12 protein-coding genes are annotated in these 14,736 nt (G+C 44.8%); 7 read left to right on the top strand and 5 right to left on the bottom strand.

Going from position 1 to position 14,736, the window contains the following annotated elements; genetic code table 11:
• Positions 1-49: 49 nt before the first annotated feature.
• Entirely contained in the window at positions 50-1,315 is a 1,266-nt protein-coding gene (locus JUI58_RS19215; protein ID WP_204105424.1) for a glutamate-5-semialdehyde dehydrogenase, read from the bottom strand.
• A 16-nt stretch (positions 1,316-1,331) separates the two neighbouring features.
• Complete coding sequence (locus JUI58_RS19220; protein ID WP_204105425.1) at positions 1,332-1,730, bottom strand: hypothetical protein; 399 nt, start codon at positions 1,728-1,730, stop codon at positions 1,332-1,334.
• Between the two features lie 211 nt (positions 1,731-1,941).
• Between JUI58_RS19220 and JUI58_RS19225 the strand changes: the two genes are divergently transcribed.
• Entirely contained in the window at positions 1,942-4,047 is a 2,106-nt protein-coding gene (locus JUI58_RS19225; protein ID WP_204105426.1) for a protein phosphatase 2C domain-containing protein, read from the top strand.
• A 34-nt stretch (positions 4,048-4,081) separates the two neighbouring features.
• Here the strand turns inward: JUI58_RS19225 and JUI58_RS19230 are convergent, their stop codons facing one another.
• Both JUI58_RS19230 and JUI58_RS19235 read right to left on the bottom strand, forming a co-directional pair.
• Complete coding sequence (locus JUI58_RS19230; protein ID WP_239121582.1) at positions 4,082-6,544, bottom strand: pentapeptide repeat-containing protein; 2,463 nt, start codon at positions 6,542-6,544, stop codon at positions 4,082-4,084.
• Positions 6,545-6,570: 26 nt separating this feature from the next.
• Positions 6,571-7,194, bottom strand: coding sequence for an exopolysaccharide biosynthesis protein (locus JUI58_RS19235; RefSeq protein WP_204105427.1), 624 nt, complete (start codon positions 7,192-7,194; stop codon positions 6,571-6,573).
• Between the two features lie 141 nt (positions 7,195-7,335).
• On the opposite strand from JUI58_RS19235, the gene sat reads away from it, so the two are divergent.
• The 5 genes from sat (at position 7,336) to JUI58_RS19260 (ending at position 12,292) form a co-directional block, all read left to right on the top strand.
• Positions 7,336-8,505, top strand: coding sequence for a sulfate adenylyltransferase (gene sat / locus JUI58_RS19240; protein WP_204105461.1), 1,170 nt, complete (start codon positions 7,336-7,338; stop codon positions 8,503-8,505).
• Positions 8,506-8,570: 65 nt separating this feature from the next.
• Positions 8,571-10,745 carry a caspase family protein gene (locus JUI58_RS19245; RefSeq protein ID WP_204105428.1) on the top strand — a complete coding sequence of 725 codons (2,175 nt, stop codon included), beginning with the start codon at positions 8,571-8,573 and terminating at the stop codon, positions 10,743-10,745.
• A gap of 57 nt (positions 10,746-10,802) precedes the next feature.
• Entirely contained in the window at positions 10,803-11,735 is a 933-nt protein-coding gene (locus tag JUI58_RS19250; RefSeq protein ID WP_204105429.1) for an isoaspartyl peptidase/L-asparaginase, read from the top strand.
• 35 nt (positions 11,736-11,770) lie between these two features.
• On the top strand, positions 11,771-12,082 hold the full coding sequence (gene grxC / locus JUI58_RS19255; protein ID WP_306465766.1) for a glutaredoxin 3: 312 nt from the start codon (positions 11,771-11,773) through the stop codon (positions 12,080-12,082).
• An 18-nt stretch (positions 12,083-12,100) separates the two neighbouring features.
• Positions 12,101-12,292 (top strand): DUF433 domain-containing protein, encoded by a 192-nt coding sequence (locus tag JUI58_RS19260; RefSeq protein WP_204105430.1) that lies wholly within the window; start codon positions 12,101-12,103, stop codon positions 12,290-12,292.
• Between the two features lie 5 nt (positions 12,293-12,297).
• Here the strand turns inward: JUI58_RS19260 and JUI58_RS19265 are convergent, their stop codons facing one another.
• On the bottom strand, positions 12,298-12,900 hold the full coding sequence (locus tag JUI58_RS19265) for a molybdenum cofactor guanylyltransferase (protein ID WP_204105431.1): 603 nt from the start codon (positions 12,898-12,900) through the stop codon (positions 12,298-12,300).
• A gap of 88 nt (positions 12,901-12,988) precedes the next feature.
• Between JUI58_RS19265 and JUI58_RS19270 the strand changes: the two genes are divergently transcribed.
• The gene (locus JUI58_RS19270) at positions 12,989-14,677 is read left to right on the top strand and encodes a dCTP deaminase (protein WP_239121583.1); all 1,689 of its coding nucleotides are present in this window, start codon (positions 12,989-12,991) and stop codon (positions 14,675-14,677) included.
• Positions 14,678-14,736: the final 59 nt, after the last annotated feature.

Genomic DNA, 14,736 nt, shown 5'->3' on the forward strand with positions numbered 1-14,736 from the left:
GAGAAAGTATCTTTTTTTACCCCTCCTTAAAAAGTTTTATCGATCGCCATCAAAAACCTTTACCTTGTACGATCTGTTTCATGGTCATCAAACTTTCTAAACCAATCAGTCCCCGTCGCTGACCTTTCTGATTGGAAATACCCAAAAATACAGCATCGCTGCGTTGAGGATAGCGGTAAAAACGGGGAGACGAATTAATATATACCAAGGCACTATTAACCCCTCGCGCAAATTGCTGACTCTCACTATAAGATTCCGTGACCAAACAATCCGCATGACCGCTACTATAGCGATCGATCCAGGCGATCGCCTCATCCATGTCCCCTATAGCTTTAAAGGCAACACTCTTTTTTAAATAAGCACTTTCCCACTCCTTTTCTGCGGCTAATTTTAATTCCTCTGGAAAAGCCGCGCACATTTCTTCATCCCCTCTCAAAGTAAAACCTTTTTCTTGTAAACTGGCAAACAGCCGCATCAAAGAAGAAAAATTCCCCTCGCGACAAATGAGAACCTTTTCGATCGCATTCACCGGATCTGGTTCGCTGGCATGACTGTCGAGAATCATCTCCCGTACTACATCTAAATCGCTACTGGGAGAACAATATAAATAACAATTGCCGATCGCGGCGGGCAAAACCGGAATAGTTGACAACTGGGACACCTTCTGAATCAGACTAGCACGCCCATAGGGAATGACCAAATCGATCGCCTGATTTTGCGTCACCAGTTCTTGAATTGAAGACCCTTGTTCTGCGGGAATTGTGACAATACTTTCCGAGGGTAAATTACTCTGGGCGATCGCCCCCCGCAAAATCCCCGCGATGGTGGCATTAGTATGACTGGCTTCACTACTCCCCCGCAAAATCAACGCATTGCCCGTTTTTAAGCAAAATCCCGCCGCGATCGCCCCCAATTCAGGAAAAGACTCATAAATCAAAGCGATCGTCCCCAAAGGCATTAACTGATAGTAAGTTTGAGAAGATTCTACGGGAGGGGAAGCGTGTCTGACCTTCAAAATCGGATCTGCTAAATTTGCCAGTCGTTGGAGAATTTGCACGGTTTTCTGCAAACGTTCCGGGGTCAACTTCAACCACTCCCGTAGGTTTTCAGGAATGGCCATATCCCGAGAGGTTTCCAAGTCCCAAGTATTCGCTTCCAGGATCTCAGCTTGAGCCATTTCCAGGCGTTTAGCTAGAGAGGCGATCGCCAAACTGCGTTCGACTCCCAGAGTAGTCGCCAGTTGCACCGAAGCGCGATCGGCTTGTCGAACCAGTTCGGGAATGGATGTTACAGTATCGTTATCTTCTCGGGTCATCTAGCGTTAGAGGGGGTTAACGGCGATAGGAGAGCCAAATCATAAAAGCCGGAACGATCACCAACAATACCACTAAGATTGGCAAGAAAATGTGCATAAATCCCGATCGCCCGATAGATAACCCTGCGATTAAGATTAACAAAGCCAAAATCCCCAACAGAGGCAGGTAATATTGCCTCAGAGGAGGCCGTTTCACAATCCAGCGATTTCCCGTCCATCGCCACGATCTCTCAGAAGAATAAGTCGTCGCCAATTGTTCGATAACGCAACCGCTTTGCGCCACCACAAAAATTTGCTGACAGCGATCGCAGCCAAAGGCATCGGTCAGGATAATAGGTTTGAGTTGACCCCGCCGCCGACAAGGACAAGGATACTCACGACTTAAATCAATTTTGAGAGGTTTCTTTAGCTGCACGAGGCTGACAACGATAACAAGAAAAAGTGCTGCTCTGAATTGTCGCTTTAGGTTAGCAGGGCGATCGTAATTCCCTCACTATTTTAATTAAATTTAGGCACAAGATCGGTCAATTCGATCCCTAGAGCCGTCGAATTTGATATTACACTGCATACAGAAGGGTCCTTAACTGTTAAGGTTTTATTGCATTTCTTCCCCGTTTCCCCCGCCCATGCCTCGTTCTCAACCCCAGCCCCATCCCTATCTTTGGGCGGTCAGCCCGATCGCCCCCCAATTATCTCCCCCAAATGTCATCGATGGGAGATATAAAATTGTTGCCTCGCAAATTTGGCAGGATATTTATTCGGAACGATCGCCGCAACTTCCCAATCCCATTCCCGATCGCTGTTTGCCTTACTTACATCTTTATCCCTATCGGCTACATCTACCGGAAATTTATGGGATTTGTTCCTTTAATAATTCTCTGATTCTGCTGTTAAATAATATTCCCACTGACGATCGCGGACTTCTCTATCCAACCCTCGAGGAAGCCTGGCTAGATGCCTCTGGGTTGCGTCAAATCTATTGGTTATGGCAAGTCCTTCATCTTTGGAATCCCCTCAGCGATCGCGGCGTTGCAGCCTCTCTGTTGGTGGAGGACAATTTGCGGGTGGAAGGATGGAGATTGCGCTTGCGGGAACTCTTCACTAATAGCGAACGTTTGGGCAATTCCCAGGCGCGATCGCAAGGAGGAATTGCCGTGGCAAAAGCGGCTACAGTTGTCACCCTCAGACAACTCGGGGAAAGTTGGGCTTCCCTGGCCCGCACCGCCCATTCGGAAATTGCCCCCAAACTGGAGGCGATCGCGGCGGAGTTAAAAAGCGATGCTATCACTTATACAACCCTGCGTAAAACTCTCAATCAACTCCTCCTCGAACAAGCTGCACGAAAACCCATCCGCATTCAAGTTGCCAGCGCTACGGACACGGGACCGCAACAATTGAGCAATGAAGATAGTTACTATCCCACCGCCGCAGAACTTGCCCGCAATGGCAGTCAAGAACCGGGCAGTTTGATTTCTCATTTAATGTTAGTTTGCGATGGCATTGGCGGTCACGAAGGGGGCGAAGTAGCCAGCCAATTAGCGATCCAATCCCTCAAACTTCAAGTTCACGCTTTACTGGCGGAATCTGTAGAAGACCCGGACTTGATGCCACCAGATTTGGTCGAGGAACAATTAACGGCGATCGTTCGCATTGCTAATAATCTCATTTGTTTTCGCAATGACGAACAAAAGCGAGAGTCCAGGCGACGCATGGCGACCACATTGGTGATGGCGATACAACTCCCCCAACAAGTCGCGAATTTGGCCTCGGGGGTCGGAAACGGTCACGAACTCTATTTAGTTCACGTGGGAGACAGTCGCGCTTATTGGATTACGGAAAACTATTGTCAATTATTGACGGTGGATGATGATGTCACTACGCGGGAAATCCGCCTAGCCCGCAGTCTGCCTATTACTGCCGCTCAACGTCCCGATGCGGGGGCGTTAACCCAGGCCCTGGGGACTCGAGAAGCCGATCGCCTGCGCCCGACGATTCAGCGTTTTATTATTGAGGAGGATGGGATATTACTACTCTGTTCTGATGGGTTAAGTGATAATCAGTTACTGGATCAGTATTGGGCTGAATTTGCGCCTAATGTCCTCGCAGGAAGACAGAGTTTAGAAAATGCGATCGAGTATTTGATTAAGTTGGCTAATCAAAAAAATGGTCACGATAATACTTCAATTGTTGCGGCGCTTTATAGTGTTTCGACTCAATATTCAGAGTTAGTTAATCCCGGCAAATTCCCTTCTACAGACAAAGATATTCCTACGGAATTTGAGAGCCAATTACCCCTTCAACCCAGTAATAGCAATGGCTGGGTCGGAGCAGATTTGCCCTTAAAGATGCCAGCAATGGAACGAGACTCAAATGAGGAAGAATTGCCATTAGAGGTGGAAATTGAGGGAAAAACGGAGGTTTGGGAAGAAGAAAAGGTTCGCTATTCTACCCCTTCAATCGATCCTGACGATCTGCCCGAGGAAGTGAAAATTGCCTCAGAACAAGATATAAATTCTCTATTTGAAGATGTGGATACAGAAGAAGACTTGATGCTGGAAGAACAAGGGGAAATTTCGACGAGAAGGGGGCAACAAACTTGGGGATGGGTTGTCGGTATTATTGTCTTTTTGGCTATGATCGGCGCGATCGCCTTTATCCTCAAAGGCAGACTCGATCGCGGGCAAAATCTCTTTCCTTCTTGGCCAATTCCGACGGAGGAAACTGAGGACTGAAACCTTGACAAAAAGAGGGTTTTGTGCTATGTTATCATTCAATTTCTAGAATAACGGAAGATAAATCAACATCTTGAAAATCAACTCTTGTTAGGTTTGCTTGCATTAATTTGGTTTTGTGCAAATTAGCCCCTTTTAAAATAGCTCCCGTTAAATCAGCCGCAATCAATTTTGCCCCCTCTAGATCGGTGTTTTCTAAGTTCGCCCCCCGTAGATTTGCACCGATCAAATTCACATTTTTTAAACAAGCATTGGGAAGTTGAATATTTTCTAGATCGGCATTACGAAAATTGCGCCTTCCTAACCGATAACGTTCTAATAATTCTCCTGCATCAGTGACACTAAGTTCTCGTTGAGGAGGACGTTTATAAGTGAAATTAAAGGTATCGCCACAGCGTAAAACCTGACGGAATTCTTCATAAAAAGGATATGAACCAATACCGCTTAAATTGACCCAGGCTCGAGTTCGGGTTAAAGCCACAAATAATTGATTTCGTAATGCTATATTGCTTTCATTTTTAGCAATTCCATCCAAACCAATAATATACACCAGATCTGCTTCATGTCCCTTGGCGCGATGAATGCGAGAAACGGTGATTGCACCTTCCCACCAAAAGCGATCGGGATGATAATTATGGCGATCGCTTTTGAGGATATTACAATCGGAGGTACTGGGAAGATAAATATCCAATCCTTGCTGCATTAAGAAATTAGCAACATGGGTTTCTAGTTGGGTCGCCTCGAAAAATTGTCCTAATACAATCACTAAAATTTGTTGACTGGGACGCAAATGATCGTATCTTAAATTATGAATGAGATTATGAGCAAGATGGGAAAGTTCTTGCTGGCGATCGCGGAAAATTTGGAATTCAATATTAGCCCCTTGCCAAAATTTAGCAATAGGATTAGGAGAGTTTTCTGGGGGACGATGTAAGGTGATTTTTTGTTGAGGATAAAACTTACCTGTGACTTCATAACCAATCGCTTGCCATTCTTCCTTTCTTGTGGTTCCTGTTAGCATTCCTTGAGGGCGTAATAACCCCATTGCAATCCCATGAGCGGCGGTTAAAATTAAATGGGGTATTCTATAACATTTAGAGAGAATTTCGCTCTTTTTAATGCCTCCTAAATACCGTCCCGTTACCAAATGTCCCAAGTCTTCTCCGAAGAGTTCGCTTGCACTGGGAATTCGCAAACTTTCTAAACTTTGTGCCTCATCATAAGCCCAAATTAATCGCCTTTTTTGAGGATGAATTGGATCTGTTGGTCGCAAAGATTGATAAGCTAACCAATAGAAGGGTTGTTTATCTTCAAATTTGCTGCGATCGCTGATTAAATCTTGTCCTTCATCAATGAGAATTGCATCAAAAAGTTGCGGAATAGCTGCCTCTTTTAATAGGTGAATGCAGGCTTCTGCTAAGGCTTCATTGGGTTGCTTGCTTTCGGTTTGATTGGCGCTTAAACTGGGGATTCCTGATTCCCAAGCTAAGGTACTGTAAAACCCCGGTTGTTTACGCGATCCCCAAGCGTGAAGAATGAGTAAGTTGCGATTTTTAGGATCGTAACTTACTTCATCGTTACTGAAATAGCGCAGCCAGCGATCGAGTTGTTCAAGAATGGGTTGATAGAGACTGCGAGAGAAGAAAACAAGAGCAATTTTCCACTCAGGATATTTGAGGTGAATATGTGCTGCTTTTTGACAGAGAATCACACTTTTTCCTGAGCCAGCAATGCCGCGAATGCGCTGACATCCAGGCGGAATTTGTTTGGCAATTCTTTCCTGTTGCATATCCACTTCAGAGACCCATTCTTTGAGCTTAATTAGGGCTTGACCGCGATTTTGTTTTTTGCTAAAAATAGGATAATTTTGCTTGCAATAAAGGGGAGTTCCTGCTAGAATAGAAAGGAGTAGTTTCCATTGTTCTTGGGTGAGTTTAGGTGCAGTTCTCAGAGCAGAAATAGCCGCGATCGCAGCCAGAATATCCGGCTTATTTTGTAGATTATTTTGTAAACTATTTTTAAATAAAATAGGGGGATTGCTGGGGAGTTGGTGAAAACCTCTAGTTTGCCATTCCGACTCAGTAATTAAGGGTAAAGCAATCAAAGCGCGTCCCATCACTTTGTTTTTGAGAATGGGTTCGCGATCGCAATATTCCAGTAAACTAAAAAGTTGGTTCTCTGCTTGCTGATAAGGGTTTCCCGTTGGGGTATAATAATTCTGATATTCCCATTGATGCCCAGAAATATTGAGGATTTGCGCGATCGCAATAGATTTCACTTCAATAATGATTAAACCCAACTGGCGATCGGCAAGCAAAATATCAGGTTCTTTGCGATACTTCCCCTGTTGAGAAAAGATAGGATAGCGCCAATAACCGAGGCATTCTTGTTGAGAAAATGCCCCTTGCACAGCATTCCAAACCAATTTTTCCCCAGCTTCCCCCGCTTTTTCCAGAGGTTCTGTTTCAATAAAATAAGCACGATTGGCCATTACCATAAGCGCGGGAAATTCCCAGCATCGCCTTATCCTTTAATTAACTCTTTGATCAGATCGATCAGACTGCTACCGCCATAAATAACAGCGACAATAACAGAAACCATTAAAACCGCAACTAACAGGGAAAATAGTGTGCCAGTCAGAGCAATTAAACCATCATCTTCAACTAATCCCAAGCCCGTCAAAAAGATACCCATTGCCGGTAAAGTATTCGTACCTGGAATAATAATCATCATCGAAATTGCCATCAAGGCGATCGTGCTTCCGACGACAATTCTTCCGGGTAAGCGAGTACAAACAAAAACAAGACGCGGTTTGGTGATTTTCTCCAATCTTCGTAACCAAGGAAGTCCTTTTTTAAGAACCGATCTGGCTGTCTCCACCTTAATCGTAGCATTAGACACTTGAGCGGGAAACCAAGGCTGTTTTGAGCCGATAATGAACTGAACCGCTAAAATGAAAATCAGAAACCCAAAAGGAGTAGAATAACCAGGTGCGGGAATAGGTAAAGCCGAAGGAAGTGCCAAGAGAACAAATAAGAAACCAAACGTTCTTTCTCCCGCGATCGCCAGAATATCTCCCAATTTAACCTCGGGTTTGCGGTCTTCCTCAAAGAAGTAACGATTGAGTTCAGTAGACAGTTTAGCCATGTAGGTTCAAGGAAATTTTGTCCATTTACTATACAGCCTTTTGCGATCGCCCCCCCGTAAATTGCAGCCGGAAATCCAAAGGGGGATCTCCGACCTGATAAAATTAACCTGCAAAAGCAATTGGAAAATGTGCAGTATTTTATGAGTATTCCCCAAGAAATTCCTCCCCACGGCGGTCATTTGATTAACCGTATTGCTACAGATGCCGAAAGACAAGAGTTTTTAGCACAAGGCGATCGCCTCCTTCGCATTCAACTCGACGATCGCGCCCTTTCCGACCTCGAAATGATTGCGATCGGTGGATTTAGTCCCCTCATGGGTTTCATGGAATCCAAAGACTACGAAACCGTTGTCACCGATATGCGTCTCGCTAACGGCTTACCTTGGTCAATTCCTGTCACCCTTTCCGTCAGCGAAGAAACAGCCAATTCTCTTAAAGAAGGAACTTGGATTAGGCTAGACGATAAACAAGGTCGTTTTGTCGGTATTTTAGAATTAACGCAAAAATATCGCTACAGTAAGGCTCACGAAGCCATCAACGTCTACAAAACCGACACAACCAAACACCCTGGAGTAAAAGTAATTTACGACCAAGGCGAAGTCAACTTAGCCGGTCCCGTTTGGTTATTGCAACGGGAAGATCATCCCCTCTTCCCCAAATACCAAATCGATCCCGCCGCCTCTCGCGCCCAATTTAAAGAAAGAGGCTGGAAAACCATTGTCGGCTTTCAAACCCGCAACCCCATCCACCGCGCCCACGAATATATCCAAAAATGCGCCCTGGAAACCGTTGACGGACTATTCCTACATCCCCTCGTCGGCGCAACCAAAAGCGACGATATCCCCGCCGATGTGCGAATGCGTTGCTATGAAATTATGATGGAACATTACTTCCCGCAAAATCGGGTCATTTTAGCCATTAACCCTTCCGCCATGCGCTATGCCGGTCCAAGAGAAGCCATTTTTCATGCCATCGTGCGTAAAAACTATGGCTGTACCCATTTTATCGTCGGTCGCGATCATGCCGGAGTCGGTGACTATTATGGCACCTACGACGCTCAACATATTTTTGATGAGTTTGAACCTGGAGAAATGGGCATTCAACCGATGAAATTTGAACACGCCTTTTATTGTACTCGCACTCAACAGATGGCCACCACCAAAACCAGCCCCAGCAAGCCAGAAGAGCGAGTTCACCTTTCCGGAACAAAAGTGCGAGAAATGTTACGACGGGGAGAATTACCCCCGCCGCAGTTTTCTCGTCCCGAAGTGGCCGCAGAACTATCCCGGGCGATGCAGGCAAAAAGCTGAATTAAAGCAGTAATAGCTCCCAAAAACCTGTTAGGCTAGGAACGGAAATTTCAGAGCTAACGGGTATGGGATTGGATCGGCGAACTTTTTTGCAAGGTGCTGGACTAGCCTTCCTCGCAACGGGAATGGGTGCGGGGGGAGGCGATCGCCTAACTCCTTTGGGGATTGCTTCCCATTTCCAAGCCCTCGCCCAATCCAAAGGGCGAAAATTAGCCTTATTGGTGGGCATCAATCGCTATGGTACGCAGAACATCCTGCAAGGCTGCGGGACCGATGTAGAACTGCAACAGGAATTATTAATTCACCGCTTTGGCTTTAACCCGCAAGATATTCTCGTCCTAACTGACGCGAAAGCAACCCGAGACAATATCGAGGCCGCATTTGCAGAATTTTTGCTTCCCCAAGCTAAAGCCGGAGATAGTGTTTTATTTCACTTTAGTGGCTGTGGAGGTAAGGTGGAACTTTCTCCCTCAGAGGCAAATCTTGCGAACTGCTTGCTAACCGCAGGGGGGAAGTTGGGGGAAGAAGGGATTTTGGAAGAAATTTTGATTTTATGGGGGAGATCTCTAGCCACGACAAATCTGACGATGGTACTCGATACCAGTTATGTCGGGAAAGAAAACAATCCCCAAGGAAACTCGCGATCGCGATCGACTTCTCAAGCTGTGGTTAAATTTACCCCCCAGACAGCACTCACCTTGCTAGAAACAGGCACAGAAAAGGGAAAAACCCTCGATCGCCTCTTGGGTCAAAACCTCAAAATTCCAGGCATTCTCTTACAAGCCGCCCGAGAAGGAGAAAGCGCGATCGAAGTTGCTTGGGACGGGTTTAGTGCGGGATTGTTTACCTATTCTCTCGTACAAGCCCTCTGGCAAGCAACATCTCCCATGACCCTGCAAACTGTCTTTAATCGCAGTGCGTCGCAAATGCAAGGAATTGGCACTCAGCGCCCGCAAAAGTTGGGTTCCCAAAGCCAAGAGGCGACCGCCTTGGCTTATTTTAGCCAACCGGAATCCCCTCTGGGTTCAGAAGGATTCATTACTACCGTTGACAGCCAAAATAATGCGGTTTCTCTCCATCTGCCAGGATTGCCCATTGTCGCCTTACAAAACGATGGGGTCAACTCCCAATTTGTAACCCCAGAACCTGGCGCGATCGCCTTAAAAGTCATCTCGCGATCGGGGTTAACGGTCAAAGCAGAACGGGTTAATAAGTTAGAAAACCCAAAAAACTCTCTTTTCCCTGGTCAACCCGTAGAAGAATCCCTGCGGGTTCTCTCGCGAAAAATTGGCTTAATTGTGGCCTTAGACGCGAAACTCAGTCGGATCGAACGAGTAGACGCAACCAGCGCTTTTGGCAACATTTCTACGGTTTCTGCGGTAGTAACGGCGGGGGAAAAAGCGGCAGATTGTCTCTTTAGTCGTGCCAATAGTCCCCTTTCTCTGGTCGCGGATACTCTCAATGCCAAACAATCTTTTCCTCAAGGATACGGATTATTTTCTTCTGGCTATGTTTCTCTACCCAACACCCTAGGCAAAAGTGACGAAGCGATTAAAGCAGCCGTCGAACGATTAGCCCCCAAATTTAACACCTTATTAGCCGTTAAATTATGGCAGGCGATCGTCAATGAAGCCTCGTCCCAACTCGCGGTAAAAGCCAGTTTACAAGTGCTGAACCCCCAACTTTCTCGCAGGATCGAAGGTCGGACGCGGGGTTTTGTCGTCCAAAAACCAGCGAATAATCGTTTTGAGGAAGGATTACTGACTGTGCCTTTGGGAGAGTCCATTGAGTTCGAGATCGAAAATGGAGGCGATCGCCCTCTTTACTTCGCCTTGCTAGGAATTCAAACCAATGGCAATCCCCTCGTTTTTTACAGTTCCCCCAGTCTAGATACCAAGGAAATCAAGTTACAAAATATCATTATCGAGCCTGGGAGCGTCTTGCAACTGCCAAAACTGGCATCAACTCTCAATGGTTTTACCGTGACAACCCCCGGAATAGGAGAAATGATTGTGATTTGTTCGCGATCGCCTTTTGACAATTTAGGCAAATTTCTCGCCACTCTAACGACACCTAACGATAAAAACAATCGCTTGATTGGGGCGACTCAACCGATGGAGGTGACTCGGGCATTATTACAAGATTTGCATAATGCTAGTGGGTTTGCACCCTCGGACGACAATTATAAGTTAGATGTCAAAACATGGGCAGCTTTACGCTTTGTCTATCGCGTGGTTTGACGTAGGGGTTTGGTGACCAAACCCCCACAATTTGTAAACATTATCAATTGATTCGTGATGCAACCAAAATTAATTATTCATGGTGGGGCCGGGAATTCTTTAAAAGGAAAAGGCGGTTTAGTGGATGTTCGTAACTCTCTACAGGAGATTGTTCGAGATGTTTACGATCGCCTCCTCCAGGGCGAAAATGCCACGGATGCCGTAGTTCGAGGCTGTCAACTCCTGGAGGATGAACCGCGTTTTAATGCAGGCACCGGATCGGTGTTACAATCCGACGGACAGGTTCGCATGAGTGCATCTTTGATGGATGGAACCCATCAGCGTTTTAGCGGCACCATTAACGTTTCTCGCCTTAAGAATCCCATCAATTTGGCACAATTTTTGCAAACCCAATCCGATCGCGTTCTTTCCGATTTTGGTGCCAGCGAACTTTTGCGAGAATTACAAATACCAATTTATAATACCCTCACGGATTTGCGCTTAAAAGAGTGGACAGAAGAACGCAAAGATAATTTTCAGAAAAAGATGGCGGGAGTTATTGCAGGGTCGGAGGAGGCGGGACGGGGTACAATTGGTGTCGTTGCTCTCGATCGCAACGGGAAATTAGCAGCAGGAACTTCTACGGGAGGGAAGGGATTTGAACGCATTGGGCGAGTCAGCGACTCTGCTATGCCGGCGGGAAATTATGCTACAGCTAAAGCGGGGGTTAGTTGCACGGGGATTGGTGAAGATATTATTGATGAATGTCTGGCTGCTAAAATAGTAGTGCGTGTTACGGATGGATTATCCCTGGCTGAATCTATGTCGCGATCGATCCAAGAATGCGTCGCCAACAAGCGAGATTTAGGGGCAATTTCTTTGGATGCAACGGGGGCGATCGCCTGGGGAAAAACCTGCGGGCTTTTAGTTGCAGCCTATCATAATGGTCAGGAAATTAAAGATACTCTAGAATGGGGGGAGAAGGAGACGGTAGGCATAGATAAAGGATAAAAAGGCGCTAATTATCAACCCATTACCCATTACTAATGACCATGTTAAATTCTTTATTAGGCAGACATCCCGAACAAATTAAAGCTGACGTAGAAATCTATACTTGGCAAACTTGTCCCTTTTGTATTCGCGCTAAGTTACTCCTTTGGTGGAAAGGGGTTAAATTTAAAGAATACAAAATTGATGGAGATAATGCAGCGCGAGATAAAATGGCAGAACGAGCAAATGGTGGCAGAAGTGTTCCTCAAATTTTTATCAACGATCGCCATATTGGAGGCTGCGACGATCTCTATCAACTTGATGGCAAAAAAGAGTTAGATTCTCTACTTTCAATGAACAATTCCTAAGAGGTAAACTTATTTTTTATGAACTATCAAGATATCATTACCATTGAACCCGGAAAACGAAGTGGAAAACCTTGTATTCGAGGAATGCGAATTACTGTGTATGATATTTTAGAATATCTTGCAGGAGGCATGACAGAACAAGAAATTTTAGAGGATTTTTCCGAACTCACTACAAATGATATTAAAGCCTGCCTTATTTGGATTAAATAATAGTTCTAATTGATTCGTTTTAGATCGTCAGGAGTATTACAATTCAATAGCATTTTTTGTTCGCGATCGCCTAATGCGATCGCGCAAGTAGAAACAGTCTCTAAGAAAGTCTGAAATGAACGTCCCCCACAATTGATAAAATCTTCTAAATCGGGTAAAATCTCAGGGCGATAAAAGCCACATAACGGTTCCCAAAAATTGTTACTTTGAGGAACATAAGCTAAAATATCAGGCGAAATATCCTGTAAATTTTTGCACCAGTTGAGTAGGATTTCAGGATTTAATAAAGGAAGATCGCACGCTAAAAGTAAAAGCCAATCAGTCTGCTTTTCAATCTGTTTTAATCCTTGCAAAAATGCAACCAGAGAACCTTCTCCCTTCGTAGATTCTGCTAAAAAATGAATCTTGCTATTATTCCCCAAAATAGAGTAATATCGTTCCGGCCAAGGAGAAATAAGATAAACAGATTCGCAGCATTGTGCCGCAACATGATAAATTTGTTGAATAAAAGGAATGCCCTTGACCAGAAGTAATGCCTTATCTTGTCCCATTCTCGAGCTTTGTCCCCCAGCTAAAATAAGCGCATTAAAAGAAAGTTTTCTTGGCATTTGACCCTCTTAGGATAACTCTTTTGGTATAATTAATTGAAAAATTCGGGAGAGAATCGTGATTCAGAATGACACTTGGATTAAAAAGATGGCATCTCAGGGAATGATTGTCCCTTTTGAGTCTAATCTAATTCGTCGCGTTGAGGAATTACCTGTTATTTCTTTCGGTTTAAGTAGCTTTGGTTATGATATTCGCCTTTCCCCCAAAGAATTTCGCGTGTTTCGCCATATTCCGGGAACAGTTGTCGATCCGAAAAATTTTAATCCTGATAATCTAGAACCCGTACAAATTCACACAGATGAAAACGGAAGTTTCTTCATTTTACCTGCTCATTCTTATGGATTGGGCGTTGCGTTAGAAAAATTAGAAGTTCCCGATGATATTACAATTCTTTGTATTGGTAAATCAAGTTATGCTCGTTGTTTTCGAGGTGATACTAGAGTTGCTCTAGTCGATGGTACATCTCCTACACTTGAAGAAATGACCCACCGTGCAGAGCAGGGTGAGCAGTTTTGGGGATACAGTATTGGCGAGCATGGTCGTTTAATTGTCACCCTTTTAGAAAATCCCCGCTACATTGGTCAGGACTCTCTAGTAGAAGTGATTCTTGATAATCAAGAATCAGTTTTCTGCACACCAGACCATCTCTTTATGAGGCGTGATGGTCGTATGGTACAAGCACAGGATTTACACACTAACGATTGTCTAATGCCCCTATATCGACAGGTTGCACGAGGCTATGAAATGGTTTATCAGCCGCTCAATGGTCATCTTTATCCAACTCATCGTCTTAGTGATGAATGGAATCTCAATAATTTTATTTACGAAGACGAGCCTAATACGCACCGCCATCATCTTGATCACAACCGCATCAATAACTGTCCGTGGAACTTAATCCGCATGAACAGTTCAGAACACATTAGAATGCACAATAGCTTGACTTATGGCGGTGATTTTGATCCAGAAGAGCATGGTAAGTCAGTACGGCAAGCGATTGCTTCCTTAAAACAAGATCCTGAATGGATGCGAAGGTTTTCAGAGAAGCAAAGTCGCAGTGCGCTTGCATTTTGGCATGATCCTAAACACGCTGCCACTCGACAGGCTGTGTTAGAACAACGGCGCAATTGTTCCGATGCCACTCGTCAGGCACATAGAGAAGCGATGCTAGATTACTACACATCTCAACAGGCTAGAGAAAATACAGGGCGACTCTCAAAAGAAGCGTGGGCGAATGATGATGGTACTCGTCGTTCTCGCCAGTCTCAACAGATGAAGGCATTAGTTGACTCTGGTCGCACAAGGCATGAGATAACTGCTGAATCGGTTCGAGATGCGTTGGATCAAGCTGGCTCAATTCGCGGAGCAGCTCGACTGCTAAATTGCGACCGTTCTGTTTTTCGCCGATTCCCTAAAGTGATTCATTCATTTCGAGGAACAACATATAAAAACCACAAAGTTGTCTCGGTGCGAAATGTCGCCGGAACTCACGATGTTTATTGCTTAACTGTCCCAGAGGCAGGAAATTTTGCTCTAGAATCTGGAGTTTTCGTTCATAATTGTGGTTTAATTGCTAACTTAACTCCCGCAGAAGCAGGATGGCGAGGATATTTAACCTTAGAGTTTTCTAATTCTTCGAGTGCAGATTGTCGCATCTATGCGAATGAAGGAGTAGTACAACTTCTCTTTTTAAAAGGAGAACCTTGTGAAGTTAGTTATTCCTCTCGTCAAGGAAAATATCAAGATCAAGGTGAAGAAGTTACATTAGCTCGAGTCTAATTATCTGGAGGGCAGAATTAAGCCCTAGCAGACTCCAAATTTGAGATAAATTAACATCA

The organism is Spirulina sp. CCY15215 (assembly GCF_016888125.1).
Classification (GTDB): Bacteria; Cyanobacteriota; Cyanobacteriia; order Cyanobacteriales; family Spirulinaceae; genus CCY15215.

Excerpts from the sequence above, each read along its gene's own strand:
- JUI58_RS19215 (WP_204105424.1), bottom strand. The coding sequence starts at position 1,315 with ATGACCCGAGAAGATAACGATACTGTAACATCCATTCCCGAACTGGTT.
- JUI58_RS19225 (WP_204105426.1), top strand. The coding sequence starts at position 1,942 with ATGCCTCGTTCTCAACCCCAGCCCCATCCCTATCTTTGGGCGGTCAGC.
- grxC (WP_306465766.1), top strand. The coding sequence starts at position 11,771 with ATGACCATGTTAAATTCTTTATTAGGCAGACATCCCGAACAAATTAAA.
- JUI58_RS19250 (WP_204105429.1), top strand. The coding sequence starts at position 10,803 with ATGCAACCAAAATTAATTATTCATGGTGGGGCCGGGAATTCTTTAAAA.
- JUI58_RS19260 (WP_204105430.1), top strand. The coding sequence starts at position 12,101 with ATGAACTATCAAGATATCATTACCATTGAACCCGGAAAACGAAGTGGA.
- JUI58_RS19235 (WP_204105427.1), bottom strand. The coding sequence starts at position 7,194 with ATGGCTAAACTGTCTACTGAACTCAATCGTTACTTCTTTGAGGAAGAC.
- JUI58_RS19270 (WP_239121583.1), top strand. The coding sequence starts at position 12,989 with ATGGCATCTCAGGGAATGATTGTCCCTTTTGAGTCTAATCTAATTCGT.
- sat (WP_204105461.1), top strand. The coding sequence starts at position 7,336 with ATGAGTATTCCCCAAGAAATTCCTCCCCACGGCGGTCATTTGATTAAC.
- JUI58_RS19230 (WP_239121582.1), bottom strand. The coding sequence starts at position 6,544 with ATGGTAATGGCCAATCGTGCTTATTTTATTGAAACAGAACCTCTGGAA.
- JUI58_RS19265 (WP_204105431.1), bottom strand. The coding sequence starts at position 12,900 with ATGCCAAGAAAACTTTCTTTTAATGCGCTTATTTTAGCTGGGGGACAA.
- JUI58_RS19245 (WP_204105428.1), top strand. The coding sequence starts at position 8,571 with ATGGGATTGGATCGGCGAACTTTTTTGCAAGGTGCTGGACTAGCCTTC.